Source organism: Streptococcus humanilactis (assembly GCF_019448275.1).
In the GTDB taxonomy this organism is placed as follows: domain Bacteria; phylum Bacillota; class Bacilli; order Lactobacillales; family Streptococcaceae; genus Streptococcus; species Streptococcus humanilactis.
This window is the reverse complement of sequence record NZ_JAHXBZ010000009.1, coordinates 25,205-40,671: the sequence shown is the minus strand read 5'-3', so window position 1 is coordinate 40,671 and position 15,467 is coordinate 25,205. Positions and strand designations below refer to the sequence as shown.

The window sequence follows — 15,467 nt, the reverse complement described above, 5'->3', positions numbered from 1 at the left end:
GAAACTCCAGCGTCAGGAACAACAGAAACCCCAACTCCAGCGCAACCAGCTGAAGAAACTCCAGCGTCAGGAGCAACAGAAACCCCAACTCCAGCGCAACCAGCTGAAGAAACCCCAACTCCAGCGCAACCTGTGGAAGATCAACCAGCAGCGCCAGGAGCAACAGAAACCCCAACTCCAGCGCAACCAGCTGAAGAAACTCCAGCGTCAGGAGCAACAGAAACCCCAACTCCAGCGAAACCGGTAGAAGATCAACCAGCAGCGCCAGGAGCAACAGAACAACCAACTCCATCGCAACCAGCGGAAAACCAACCAGCAGGTTCAGGCACAACAGAAGACACTCCAGCGGATTCAAATAATCAGAACAATCCAACTGAACCAAAAGATGATGTTGAAAAAGGTCTAGAGGAAAATGACTCCGAGTTAGAGTCACGTAAAAATATTAAATTAGAAGAAATTGAGTCGAGTAGTCTATCATCTAGTGAAAAAGAAGCTGCTAAATTAAATGTAGAAGAATATACAAAAAAAGCTAAAGAAGCAATGAAACAAGCAAAAACTACGGAAGATCAAGCGGCTGTAGTGGACAATTATTCAGATGACTTAGCTAAGATTAATACTCCTGGAGTTGACCAAGGTAAACCAGATTACACAAATTCAGGATTATCTGGAAACGGACCAGCAGGAACACATATTGGAGATAACAATGTTATTGGGCATGGAAATAGTACACCAGAAAATACAGCTTTTAGAAATGCACCAGTGTATCAACCACGTGTAACACGTCGTGCAAGAAGTGTAGATGAACCTCAAAATAAAGTTTCTATTTATTATAATTTTGATGGTATGAAAGATATTCCTGGATTCTTTGATGATTTAGGTGGTAAAAATGAAGTTGACATACCAAAAGATGTCTCTGGTGATGCTTTGAAATCTATTTTAAAAGCAAGAATAGATAAGAAGAAAGCAGAACTTGAAAGAAAAGGATACAAGATTGCTGATGAATATTTTGTAGGTATTGATCAAGCAGACGCAACTCATTATGACTACGTAGTAACTTTCACTAAAGAGAAAACAGGAACTACAGGTTTCAGAATTGCACCAGAAGTTCAAGTAAGAGCTAAAAAAGTTGTGAAAAGAGATTTATCAAATAAAACAAAACAAATAAATATCTATTATAATTTAAAAGCCCTTAAAGATATAGCTGGAGCATTAGGAGAATTAGGTGGTGAAAATATGCTTACTGTCTCCGGAGATGTATCTAAAGAAGACTTAAAACGAGCTATTGAAGAAAAAACAAAAGCTCAAATTGAGAAACTGAAAAAACAAGGCTTTACAGTTACGTCAAAAACAGACTTGGATCAAATCGTTGAGGGTGGAGATAACTATGATTATGTTATAGAATTCACAAAAGAAGCCAAAACGCAACCGGTAGGAACCACAGGTTTCAGAATGGCTCCAGCAGTTCAACCACGCGCTAGCAGAAATCGTAGAAGTCTGGAACAGCCAGCTCCTCAAAAGGTCAAAGTAAATGTATTTTATAACTTTGATAAAATGAAAGATATTGCAGGTTTCCTAGGAGATATTGATGGAACTTCTCTTGAAATCGCGGAAGGTTTAACACCTGAACAGGTGAAAGCAGCGGCAAAGAGCCAAGTTGAAGCTAAGAGAGAAGAGTTGAGCAAACGCGGCTACACTTTCAAAGAGGACTATGTCTATCAAGCTAATGGGAAAGATTATAACTACGTTGTAACATTTTCAAAAGCAACCAAATAACCTTCCTTCCATAGGGAGTGAAATGTGAGCAGAGAGAGCGATAGGCTCTCTTTGTTTTATCTAGTAGCAAGTTTCTTAAAGACAAAAGACCAATAAGAGGCTATAATAAATAGAGTAGGTATTTATTATAAGAAAAATAAAAAAGAGAGCAGTTAAAGTATGAAAATTTTAATTGTAGAAGATGAAGAGATGATCCGTGAGGGAGTCAGTGACTATTTGACGGATTGCGGTTATGAAACCATTGAGGCAGCAGACGGTCAAGAAGCCTTAGAAAAATTTTCCAACTATGAAGTAGCCTTGGTTTTACTGGATATCCAGATGCCCAAGCTCAATGGTCTAGAAGTCCTATCTGAGATTCGTAAAATCAGTCAGGTTCCTGTCTTGATGTTGACAGCTTTTCAGGATGAGGAATACAAGATGAGTGCTTTTGCTTCTCTGGCGGATGGCTATCTGGAAAAACCCTTCTCCCTCTCCCTCTTAAAAGTAAGGGTGGACGCGATTTTCAAGCGCTATTATGATAAGGGACGAGTCTTCTCCTATAAGGATGCCAAGGTGGATTTTGAGAGCTATAGTGCAAGCCTCGCAGGTCAAGAAGTCGCCATCAATGCCAAAGAGTTGGAAATTTTGGATTATTTGGTAAAAAATGAAGGCCGGGCCTTGACTCGGTCTCAGATTATCGATGCGGTCTGGAAGGCGACAGATGAGGTTCCCTTTGACCGTGTCATTGATGTCTATATCAAGGAACTGCGGAAAAAGCTAGATTTGGACTGCATCCTCACTGTGCGCAATGTTGGTTATAAATTGGAGCGAAAATGAAACGAACAGGTTTATTTGCAAAGATATTTATCTATACCTTCTCGATTTTTAGTCTTCTAGTCGTCTGTCTTCATTTAGCCATTTATTTTCTCTTTCCCTCGACTTATCTGAGCCACCGTCAGGAAACCATTGGTCAGAAAGCGACAGCTATTGCCCAGTCCCTAGAAGGAAAGGATAGGCAGAGTATCGAGCAAGTCCTAGACCTGTATTCCCAAACCAGTGAGATCAAGGGGGCTGTCAAGGGGGAGATGACCGAGGACAAGTTGGAGGTCAAGGACAGTCTTCCTCTGGACACGGAACGTCAAACTACCTCCCTCTTTATCGAGGAGCGTGAGGTGAAAACGCAAGACGGAAGTACCATGACTCTTCAGTTTCTAGCGTCCATGGACTTGCAAAAGGAGGCTGAGCAGATTAGTCTTCAATTTTTGCCCTATACCTTGTTGGCATCCTTTCTAATTTCCCTTTTGGTGGCTTATATATATGCTCGGACCATTGTTGCCCCGATTTTGGAAATCAAGTGGGTGACCCGTCGGATGATGGATTTGGATGCCCAAGTACGATTGCGCGTGGATTCCAAGGATGAGATTGGGGATCTCAAGGAACAAATCAATAGCCTTTATCAGCACCTTTTGACTGTTATTGCGGACTTGCATGACAAGAATGAAGCCATTCTCCAGCTGGAAAAGATGAAGGTTGAGTTCCTACGAGGGGCTTCTCATGAACTGAAAACACCGCTGGCCAGTTTGAAAATCCTAATCGAAAATATGAAAGAGAATATCGGTCGTTATAAGGATAGAGATCACTATCTTGGAGTTGCTTTGGGGATTGTGGATGAGCTCAATCACCATGTTCTCCAGATACTTTCCCTCTCTTCTGTGCAGGAATTACGAGATGATAGGGAAACAATTGATTTACTCCAGATGACGCAAATTCTGGTTAAGGATTATGCCTTGCTAGCCAAGGAGAGAGAACTTCAGATTGACAATAGTTTGAACCACCAGCAGGCTTATCTAAATCCATCTGTGATGAAATTGATTCTTTCTAACCTCATCAGCAATGCTATCAAGCATTCTGTTCCAGGTGGCTTGGTCCGCATCGGAGAGAGAGAAGGGGAACTTTTTATCGAGAATAGCTGTAGCCCAGAAGAACAGGAAAAACTGGCCCAGTCTTTTTCTGATAATGCTAGTCGCAAGGCCAAGGGTTCGGGGATGGGGCTCTTTGTGGTCAAGAGTCTACTGGAACATGAAAAATTACCCTATCGTTTTGAAATGCAAGAGAATCGCTTAACCTTCTTTATAGCTTTTCCAAAAGTTGCCTAAGGCTAGGCAGAGAAAGGGTTTACATAGATGAAGCTAGAAGAAATTCAATCGAAACTGCGGGAAAAACTAGATTTTTTTGTCAAAAAGTGATAAAATGAACAATGTAAATGGGATGACCCATAAAAATATACAGGAGGCCTGATAAAATGGCAATCGTTTCAGCAGAAAAATTTGTCCAAGCAGCTCGTGACAACGGTTATGCAGTTGGTGGATTTAACACAAACAACCTTGAGTGGACTCAAGCTATCTTGCGCGCAGCAGAAGCTAAAAAAGCTCCAGTTTTGATCCAAACTTCAATGGGTGCTGCTAAATACATGGGTGGTTACAAAGTTGCTCGCAACTTGATCGCTAACCTTGTTGAATCAATGGGTATCACTGTACCAGTAGCTATCCACCTTGACCACGGTCACTACGAAGATGCACTTGAGTGTATCCGAGTTGGTTATACTTCAGTTATGTTTGATGGTTCACACCTTCCAGTTGAAGAAAACCTTGAAAAAGCTCGTAAAGTTGTAGAATTTGCTCATGCAAATGGTGTATCAGTAGAAGCTGAAGTTGGTACTATCGGTGGTGAAGAAGACGGAATCATCGGTGATGGTGAATTGGCTCCAATCGAAGACGCTAAAGCAATGGTTGAAACTGGTATCGACTTCTTGGCAGCTGGTATCGGTAACATCCACGGTCCTTACCCAGAAAACTGGAAAGGTCTTCACCTTGATCACTTGCAAAAATTGACTGAAGCTGTTCCAGGATTCCCAATCGTATTGCACGGTGGTTCAGGTATTCCTGATGAGCAAATCCAAGAAGCTATCAAACTTGGTGTTGCGAAAGTTAACGTTAACACAGAATGCCAAATCGCATTTGCTAACGCAACTCGTAAATTTGCTCGTGACTACGAAGCAAACGAAGCAGAATACGACAAGAAAAAACTCTTCGACCCACGTAAATTCTTGGCTGACGGTGTAAAAGCTATCCAAGCATCAGTTGAAGAACGTATCGATGTATTCGGTTCAGAAGGTAAAGCATAATCTAGCTGAATAATACAGAATAGAAACCTGCCTATTGGGTGGGTTTTTTGGTGTTTTAAGGGAACTATTAAGCCAGAATATTGGATTAAAAATATCATTTTATGAGAAAAATTTTCAATTTCATAAACTTTAAGCAAACGCTTGCATTCTAGTTTTTATTGGACTATAATAGGTTGGTATAAAGCCTTCTGTAGCAATAAAATGTAGAAGGTGTAGAAAGTAAGGATTTAGAATATTTGTAGTCAAAAATACAATGTTGCTATTCCTTGCGATAGGGAGATAGATATGGCAATGATAGAAGTGGAACATCTTCAGAAAAATTTTGTGAAGACTGTTAAGGAACCGGGATTGAAGGGGGCTTTACGTTCCTTTATTCATCCTGAAAAGCAGACCTTTGAAGCGGTCAAAGATTTGACTTTTGAAGTTCCAAAAGGGCAGATTTTAGGATTTATCGGGGCAAATGGTGCTGGAAAGTCGACAACCATCAAAATGCTGACAGGGATTTTGAAACCGACATCTGGTTTTTGTCGGATTAATGGCAAGATTCCCCAGGACAATCGCCAAGATTATGTCAAGGATATTGGAGTCGTTTTCGGACAACGCACCCAGCTATGGTGGGATTTGGCTTTACAAGAGACCTACACGGTCTTGAAGGAGATTTACGATGTGCCAGACTCGCTCTTTCATAAGCGAATGGACTTTTTGAATGAAGTCTTGGATTTGAAGGACTTTATCAAGGATCCCGTGCGGACTCTTTCACTGGGGCAACGGATGCGGGCTGATATTGCGGCTTCCTTACTTCACAATCCCAAGGTTCTCTTTTTAGATGAGCCGACCATTGGTTTGGACGTTTCGGTCAAGGACAATATTCGTCGGGCTATTACTCAGATCAATCAGGAGGAAGAGACGACCATTCTCTTGACCACCCATGACTTAAGTGATATTGAGCAGCTATGTGATCGGATTTTTATGATTGATAAGGGGCAAGAGATTTTTGATGGAACGGTGAGCCAGCTCAAGGAAACATTTGGTAAGATGAAGACTCTCTCCTTTGAACTGCTACCAGGTCAAAGTCATCTCCTTTCTCACTATGAAGGCTTTTCGGATATGACAATTGATAGACAGGGGAATAGCCTCAACATTGAGTTTGATAGTTCTCGCTACCAATCAGCTGATATTATTAAGCAAACCCTGTCTGATTTTGAAATCCGCGATTTGAAAATGGTGGATACAGATATCGAGGATATTATCCGCCGCTTCTACCGAAAGGAGCTCTAAGATGGTCAAATTGTGGAGACGTTATAAACCCTTTATCAATGCAGGTGTTCAGGAGTTGATTACCTATCGAGTCAACTTTATTCTCTATCGGATTGGGGATGTCATGGGGGCTTTTGTAGCCTTTTATCTCTGGAAGGCAGTCTTTGATTCCTCCCAGGAGTCTTTAATTCAGGGCTTCAGTATGGCGGATATCACCCTCTACATCATTATGAGTTTTGTGACCAATCTTCTTACTAGGTCAGATTCTTCTTTTATGATTGGGGAGGAGGTCAAGGATGGTTCCATTATCATGCGCTTACTGAGACCAGTGCATTTTGCGGCCTCTTATCTTTTCACTGAGCTTGGTTCCAAGTGGTTGATTTTTATCAGCGTTGGCCTTCCATTTTTAAGTGTCATTGTTTTGATGAAAATCGTATCTGGGCAAGGGATTGTAGAAGTGCTGGGATTAACTGTCCTTTATCTTTTTAGCTTAACGCTGGCCTATCTGATTAACTTTTTCTTTAATATTTGCTTTGGATTTTCTGCCTTTGTGTTTAAAAATCTTTGGGGTTCCAATCTCCTCAAGACTTCCATAGTGGCCTTTATGTCTGGAAGTTTGATTCCCTTGGCTTTCTTTCCAAAGGTTGTTTCAGATATTCTGTCCTTCTTGCCTTTTTCATCCTTGATTTACACTCCGGTCATGATTATCGTTGGGAAATACGATGCCAGTCAGATGATTCAGGCGCTCGCTTTGCAGTTTTTCTGGCTCTTAGTGATGGTAGGCTTGTCTCAGTTGATTTGGAAACGAGTCCAGTCATTTATCACCATTCAAGGAGGGTAGTATGAAAAAATATCAACGCATGCATCTGATTTTTATCAGACAATACATCAAACAGATCATGGAATACAAGGTGGATTTTGTGGTTGGAGTCCTGGGAGTCTTTCTGACTCAAGGCCTGAACCTATTGTTTCTCAATGTCATCTTTCAACATATCCCCTCGCTAGAAGGATGGTCCTTCCAAGAAATTGCCTTTATATATGGTTTTTCCTTGATTCCTAAGGGATTGGACCATCTCTTTTTTGATAATCTCTGGGCATTGGGACAACGCTTGGTGAGAAAGGGAGAGTTTGACAAGTATCTGACTCGTCCTATCAATCCTCTCTTTCACATCCTAGTTGAAACCTTTCAGATTGATGCCTTGGGCGAACTCTTGGTTGGTGGGATCCTACTAGCGACAACGGTATCTAGCATTGCTTGGACTCTTCCAAAATTCCTGATTTTCCTAGTTTGTATTCCTTTTGCTACCTTGATTTATACTTCCTTGAAAATCGCGACATCTAGTATCGCTTTTTGGACCAAACAGTCAGGCGCCATGATTTACATTTTTTATATGTTTAATGATTTTGCCAAGTATCCCATTTCCATTTACAATTCATTTCTTCGTTGGTTGATTAGCTTTATCGTGCCTTTCGCTTTTACAGCCTATTATCCTGCCAGCTATTTCTTGCAGGACAAGGATGTAATCTTTAACATCGGAGGTTTGATGTTGATTTCTATGGTTTTCTTTGTCATTTCCCTTAAACTTTGGGATAGTGGTTTAGATGCCTACGAAAGTGCGGGTTCTTAGCATAGATGTTATCAAAGCCTTGTCTCAGGACAGGCTTTTTCTAATAAAGATGAAAATTCCTTGACATCTGTTCTCAGAGTGCTATATTGTAAGTGTAATCGCCGATTTAGCTCATACTCTTCGAAAATCTCTTCAAACCACGTCAACGTCGCCTTGCCGTATATATGTGACTGACTTCGTCAGTTCTATCTACAACCTAAAAGCAGTGCTTTTAGCAACCTGCGGCTAGCTTCCTAGTTTGTTTTTTGATTTTCATTGAGTATTAGTTGCTAGAGCAAGACACTCATAAAGCCTAGGTTATAGGTAGATAAACGACTGAAGATTTGAAAAATTAGATATGTAGAAAAATAACCGTTAAGCCAAGTTCTTAGCGGTTTTTTATATTATTTAATAGCGCTGATATTTCATCAATGATGTTTGACTTTGTGATTTTGGTAGTGGTTCAACTTGATTCCTACTATTTTTGATTATGTGAATGTGCTTATAATGTATCCCAGTTAACTACGAATTTTTTTGACTTAACCTTATTTTTAATACGTATTAAAAAATAAATTAATGCATATTAATTTTTCTTGACTTAAATTTTTTTAATTGATATACTATTTTCAGAGAGTTAACAATTATATATAAATGCACTACTCTATTTCCTAGATAATACTTAGTAAAACTTTTTATAACAAAGGCTAGCAAAGTTAAAGTTTTCTATCTATTGGAAGTTAAATAAATATGTAAGGAATTAAAATGAAAAAAAGTACAGTATTGTCATTAACCACAGCTGCAGTTATTTTAGCAGCATATGTCCCTAATGAGGTAATCCTAGCAGATACACCTAGTTCTGAAGATTCTTTAAAAATATCTGATAAAGAAAAAGTAGTAGGTAAACAAAACGAAAACAAAGAAAAACTTGAAGATATTCATAATGCTATAGAAACTTCAAAGGATACTGAAGAGAAGAAAACAACGGTTATTGAGGAAAAAGAAGTTGTTAGTAAAGAATCTGTGAGAGATAATAAAACTAGCAATGAAGAAGAAAAAATCAAAGAAGATTCCAATCAATCCCAAGGAGATAAAGCGGACTCGTCTGCAAGTAAAGACCCAGAAAGTCCCAAAAAAGAGGATAAACTTGTCTATATTGCTGAATTTAAAGATAAAGAATCTGTAGAAAAAGCAATCAAGGAATTATCCAATCTTAAGGATACAAAAGTTTTATATACTTATGATACGGTTTTTAATGGTGTTGCAATAGAAACAACTCCAGATAATTTGGATAAGATTAAACTAATAGAAGGTATCTCATCGGTTGAACGATCACAAAAAGTCCAGCCAATGATGAATCATGCTAGAAAGGAAATTGGAGTTGAAGAGGCAATTGATTACCTAAAGTCTATCAATGCTCCATTTGGTAAAAATTTTGATGGCCGGGGTATGGTCATTTCAAATATCGATACCGGGACAGATTATAGGCATAAGGCCATGAGGATTGATGATGATGCTAAAGGCTCAATGAGATTCAAAAAAGAAGACTTAAAAGGTACTGATAAAAATTTCTGGTTGAGTGATAAAATCCCTCATGCTTTCAATTATTATAATGGTGGTAAAATTACTGTAGAAAAAGCTGATGATGGGAGCGATTATTTTGATCCACATGGGATGCATATTGCAGGGATTCTTGCGGGAAATGATACTGAAAAAGATATTAAAAACTTTAACGGAATAGATGGAATTGCTCCTAATGCACAGATCTTCTCTTATAAAATGTACTCTGACGCAGGATCTGGCTTCGCAGGAGATGAAACAATGTTTCATGCTATTGAAGATTCGATCAAACACAATGTCGATGTTGTTTCGGTATCATCTGGCTTTACAGGAACAGGTCTTGTAGGTGAGAAATATTGGGAAGCTATTAGAGCGTTAAGAAAAGCAGGCATTCCAATGGTTGTAGCTACGGGTAACTATGCGACTTCTGCTTCAAGTTCTTCATGGGATTTAGTGGCAAATAATAATCTGAAAATGACCGACACTGGAAATGTAACACGAACTGCAGCACATGAAGATGCGATAGCAGTCGCATCTGCTAAAAATCAAACAGTTGAGTTTGATAAAGTTAACATAGGTGGAGAAAATTTTAAATACAGAAATATAGGGGCCTTTTTCGATAAGAATAAAATCACAACAAATGAAGATGGATCAAAAGCTCCTAGTAAAGTAAAATTTGTATATATAGGCAAGGGTCAAGACCAAGATTTGATAGGTTTGGATCTTAAGGGCAAAATTGCAGTAATGGATAGAATTTATACAAAGGATTTAAAAAATTCTTTTAAAAGAGCTACGGATAAGGGCGCACGTGGCATTATGGTTGTAAATACTGTAAATTACTACAATAGAGATAATTGGACAGAGCTTCCAGCTATGGGATATGAGGAGGATGAAGGAACTACTAGTCAAGTATTTTCAATTTCAGGAGATGATGGTGTAAAGTTATGGAACATGATTAACCCTGATAAAAAAACTGAAGTTAAAAGAAATAGTAAGGAAGATTTCAAAGATAAATTGGATCAATACTATCCAATTGATATGGCAAGCTATAATTCTAATAAACCGAATGTAGGTGACGAAAAAGAGATTGACTTTAAGTTTGCACCTGACACAGATAAAGAACTCTATAAAGAAGATATCATAGTTCCAGCAGGATCCACATCTTGGGGACCGAGAACAGATTTGCTTTTAAAGCCTGATGTCTCAGCACCAGGTAAAAATATTAAATCTACTCTCAATGTCATTAATGGGAAATCAACTTATGGTTATATGTCAGGGACTAGTATGGCAACTCCAATCGTGGCAGCTTCTACTGTTTTGATTAGACCAAAGTTAAAGGAAATGCTTGAAAGACCTGCCTTGAAAAATCTTAAGGGAGATGACAAAATAGACCTTACAAGTCTTACAAAAATTGCCCTACAAAATACTGCACGGCCTATGATGGACGCAACTTCTTGGAAAGAAAAAAGTCAATACTTTGCATCACCTAGACAACAGGGAGCAGGGCTAATTAATGTTGCCAATGCTTTGAGAAATGAAGTCGTAGCGACTTTCAAAAACAAGGATTCTAAAGGTTTGGTAAACTCTTATGGTTCGATTTCTCTTAAAGAAATAAAAGGAGATAAAAAATACTTTACAATTAAGCTTCATAATACATCAAACAGACCTTTAACCTTTAAAGTTTCAGCATCAGCGATAACTACAGATTCTCTAACTGACAGACTAAAACTGGATGAAACATACAAAGATGAAAAATCTCCAGATGGTAAGCAAATTGTTCCAGAAATCCATCCAGAAAAAATCAAAGGAGCAAATATCACATTTGAGCATGACACCTTCACTATAAGCCCAAATTCTAGCTTTGATTTAAATGCGGTTCTAAACGTTGGAGAGGCTAAAAACAAAAATAAATTTGTAGAATCATTTATTCATTTTGAATCAGTGGAAGAAATGGAAGCTCTGAACTCCAACGGGAAGAAAATAAATTTCCAACCATCTTTATCGATGCCTCTAATGGGATTTGCTGGGGATTGGAATAAGGAACCAATCCTTGATAAATGGGCCTGGGAAGAGGGTTCAAAATCAAAAACAATGGAAGGTTATGATGATGATGGTAAACCAAAAATTCCAGGAACCTTAAATAAGGGAATTGGTGGAGAGCATGGTATAGATAAATTTAATCCAGCAGGAGTTATACAAAATAGAAAAGATAAAAATACAACATCTCTAGATCAAAATCCAGAATTATTTGCTTTCAATAACGAAGGGATCAACGCACCATCATCAAGTGGTTCTAATATTGCTAAAATTTATCCTTTAGATTCAAATGGAAATCCTCAAGATGCTCAACTTGAGAGAGGATTAACACCTTCTCCACTTGTATTAAGAAGTGCAGAAGAAGGATTGATTTCAATAGTAAATACAAATAAAGAGGGAGAAAATCAAAGAGACTTAAAAGTCATTTCGAGAGAACACTTTATTAAAGGAATTTTAAACTCTAAGAGAAATGATGCAAAGGGAATCAAATCTTCTAAACTAAAAGTTTGGGGTGACTTGAAGTGGGATGGACTCATCTATAACCCTAGAGGTAGAGAAGAAAATGCACCAGAGAGTAAGGATAACCAAGATCCTGCTACTAAGATAAGAGGTCAATTTGAACCGATTGCGGAAGGTCAATATTTCTATAAATTTAAATATAGATTAACTAAAGATTATCCATGGCAGGTTTCCTATATTCCAGTAAAAATTGATAACACAGCCCCTAAGATTGTTTCGGTTGATTTTTCAAATCCTGAAAAAATTAAGTTGATTACAAAGGATACTTATCATAAGGTAAAAGATCAGTATAAGAATGAAACGCTATTTGCGAGAGATCAAAAAGAACATCCTGAAAAATTTGATGAGATTGCAAACGAAGTTTGGTATGCTGGCGCCGCTCTTGTTAATGAAGACGGAGAGGTTGAGAAAAATCTTGAAGTAACTTATGCAGGTGAGGGTCAAGGAAGAAATAGGAAACTTGACAAAGACGGAAATACCATTTATGAAATTAATGGTGCGGGAGATTTAAGAGGAAAAATCATTGAAGTCATTGCATTAGATGGATCTAGCAATTTTACAAAGATTCATAGAATTAAATTTGCTGATCATGCTGATGAAAAGGGGATGATTTCCTATTATCTAGTAGATCCTGATCAAGATTCATCTAAATACCAAAAGCTTGGCGAGATTTCCGAATCTAAATTTAAAAATTTAGAAAATAGAAAAGAGGATAGTCTTAAAAAAGATACAACTGAAGTAGAACATCATCAAGACAATGAAGAGTCTATCGAAGAAAAATCTAGCTTGACTATTCATAAAACTATTTCAACAATTAGAGAGTTTGAAAGTAAAGACTTGAAGAAACTCATTAAAAAGAAATTTAGAGAAGTTGATGACTTTACAAGTGAAACTGGTAAGAGAACAGAAGAATACGATTATAAATACGATGATAAGGGAAATATCATTGCTTATGACGATGGTAGTGCCTTAGAATATGAAACTGAAAAACTTGACGAAATAAAATCAAAAATTTATGGTGTTCTAAGCCCATCTAAAGATGGACACTTTGAAATTCTTGGAAAGATAAGTAATGTTTCTAAAAATGCCAAGGTATATTATGGTAATAACTATAAATCGATAGAAATCAAAACGACCAAGTATGATTCCCACTCAAAAACGATGACATTTGATTTATACGCTAATATTAATGATATTGTGGATGGATTAGCTTTTTCAGGAGATATGAGATTCTTTGTGAAAGATGATGATCAGATAAAAGCTGAAACGAAGATTAGAATGCCTGAAAAAAATAAGGAAACTAAGACAGAATATCCGTATGCATCAAGTTATGGGAATGTAATAGAATTAGGAGAAGGAGATCTTTCAAAAAACAAACCAAACAATTTAACGGACATGGAATCTGGTAAAATCTATTCTGATTCAGAAAAACAACAATATCTGTTAAAAGATAACATTATTCTAAGAAAAGGCTATGCACTAAAAGTGACTACCTATAATCCTGGAAAAACGGATATGTTAGAAGGAAATGGAGTCTATAGCAAGGAAGATATAGCAAAAATACAAAAGGCCAATCCTAATCTAAGAGCCTTATCAGAAAAAATAATTTATGCTGATAGTAGAAATGTTGAAGATGGAAGAAGTACTCAATCCGTATTAATGTCGGCTTTGGACGGCTTTAACATTGTAAGATATCAAGTGTTTACCTTTAAAATGAACGATAAAGGGGAGGCAATCGATAAAGATGGAAATCTTGTAACAGATCCTTCTAAACTGGTATTATTTGGTAAGGATGGTAAAGAGTACACTGGAGAGGATAAGTCCAATGTAGAGGCTATAAAAGAAGATGGCTCTACGTTATTTATTGATGCAAAACCAGTAAACCTTTCAATGGACAAGAACTACTTTAATCCATCTAAATATAATAAAATTTATGTACGAAATCCAGAATTCTATTTAAGAGGTAAGATTTCTGATAAGGGTGGTTTCAACTGGGAGTTGCGAGTTAATGAATCGGTTGTAGATAATTATTTAATCTACGGAGATTTACACATTGATAACACTAGAGATTTTAACATTAAGCTTAATGTTAAAGACGGTGACATCATGGACTGGGGAATGAAAGACTATAAAGCAAACGGATTCCCAGATAAGGTAACAGATATGGATGGAAATGTTTATCTTAAAACTGGCTATAGCGATTTGAATGCGAAAGCGGTTGGAGTACACTATCAATTTTTATATGATAATGTTAAACCAGAAGTAAACATTGATCCTAAGGGAAATACTAGTATTGAATATGCTGACGGAAAATCTGTAGTCTTTAATATCAATGATAAAAGAAATAATGGATTCGATGGTGAGATTCAAGACAAACATATTTATGTAAATGGAAAAGAATACAAATCATTTGATGATATTAAACAACTAACAGATAAGACACTAAACATTAAGATTGTTGTAAAAGATTTTGCAAGAAATACAACCGTAAAAGAATTCATTTTAAACAAAGATACGGGAGAGGTGAGCGAATTAAAACCTCATACGGTGACTGTGACCATTCAAAATGGAAAAGAAATGAGTTCAACGATAGTGTCGGAAGAAGATTTTATTTTACCTGTCTATAAGGGAGAATTAGAAAAAGGATATCAATTTGATGGCTGGGAAATTTCTGGTGTCGAAGGGAAAAAAGATGCTGGTTATATTATTAATCTATCAAAAGATACCCTTATAAAACCTGTATTCAAGAAAATAGAGGAGAAAAAGGAGGAGGAAAATAAACCTACTTTTGATGTATCCAAAAAGAAAGATAAGGTGCAAGCAAATCATAGTCAATTAGATGAAAATTACAAAAAGGAGGATTTACAAAGAGAAAATCATTCACACAAATCTGATTCAACTAAGGATGTCACAGCTACAGTTCCTGTACAAGTAAATTATAGTCAATTAGATGAAAGTCAAAGATCTGATTCAACTGAGGATGTCAAAGTTACAGTTCCTGATGAAAATGATAAAAACTTTGAAAATAAGAAGGAAGTTTATCTTAATGAACCAGAGAACATAGATAATAAACATACCAATATTGATAGTAAATCAACTACTAACAATGATAGGTTACCAAAAACCGGAACAGTTAGCGAAGGCTTTACGTCATTGGTTGCCGGAATAATGTTTACCTTAGGTGCATTTCTTGGATTAAAGAAAAAAGATCAAGATTAAGACAAAAGCTATAGAAAAATGGTTTGTGTACTGAGATAGTATAATGATGAAACCGTTTTGTGAAAATAGCTATTTATAACTCAATTATTTAGTTTACTTTACTATTGATACCCTTTTTGGATTTATTAATGGATTTAGTTTCTATAACTAATAAATTGATTGAAAGGGTTAGTATTGACAATATTGGTCACATTGATTAGAAAATAGAGTCTATCAAAATTTAAAGGCTAATAGAGGTGATGAGACAATTTCAAGGAATTAAGTAGCGTTTGGTTGCTTAATTCCTTTTTATTTGTTTTACCTGATTCCTTATTTTATCGCTATTATTCAACCAC

General features: G+C 37.0%; 7 protein-coding genes and 1 pseudogene. All 8 read left to right on the top strand.

Annotated features, from left to right (window positions below; translation table 11 throughout):
- Positions 1–1,773, top strand: a pseudogene (locus KV696_RS10155) (hypothetical protein); the annotation flags it as partial.
- Positions 1,774–1,932: 159 nt separating this feature from the next.
- Positions 1,933–2,589, top strand: a complete 657-nt coding sequence (gene vncR / locus KV696_RS09490; RefSeq protein ID WP_101782736.1) for a response regulator transcription factor VncR — start codon at positions 1,933–1,935, stop codon at positions 2,587–2,589.
- Positions 2,586–3,908 (top strand): sensor histidine kinase, encoded by a 1,323-nt coding sequence (gene vncS / locus KV696_RS09485; protein ID WP_219967522.1) that lies wholly within the window; start codon positions 2,586–2,588, stop codon positions 3,906–3,908. Before vncR ends, vncS begins: the two co-directional genes overlap by 4 nt.
- Before the next feature lie 146 nt (positions 3,909–4,054).
- On the top strand, positions 4,055–4,936 hold the full coding sequence (locus tag KV696_RS09480) for a class II fructose-bisphosphate aldolase (RefSeq protein WP_033684898.1): 882 nt from the start codon (positions 4,055–4,057) through the stop codon (positions 4,934–4,936).
- Positions 4,937–5,221: 285 nt separating this feature from the next.
- Positions 5,222–6,214: an ABC transporter ATP-binding protein gene (locus KV696_RS09475; RefSeq protein WP_001240787.1), complete on the top strand. Its 993-nt coding sequence runs from the start codon at positions 5,222–5,224 to the stop codon at positions 6,212–6,214.
- A gap of 1 nt (position 6,215) precedes the next feature.
- Positions 6,216–7,034 carry an ABC transporter permease gene (locus KV696_RS09470; protein ID WP_219967521.1) on the top strand — a complete coding sequence of 273 codons (819 nt, stop codon included), beginning with the start codon at positions 6,216–6,218 and terminating at the stop codon, positions 7,032–7,034.
- Position 7,035: 1 nt separating this feature from the next.
- Positions 7,036–7,821, top strand: a complete 786-nt coding sequence (locus KV696_RS09465) for an ABC transporter permease (RefSeq protein ID WP_219967520.1) — start codon at positions 7,036–7,038, stop codon at positions 7,819–7,821.
- Positions 7,822–8,562: 741 nt separating this feature from the next.
- A complete protein-coding gene (locus tag KV696_RS09460) occupies positions 8,563–15,132 on the top strand; it encodes a S8 family peptidase (RefSeq protein ID WP_219967519.1) in 6,570 nt (2,189 codons plus the stop codon).
- The last annotated feature ends 335 nt before the right edge of the window (positions 15,133–15,467 follow it).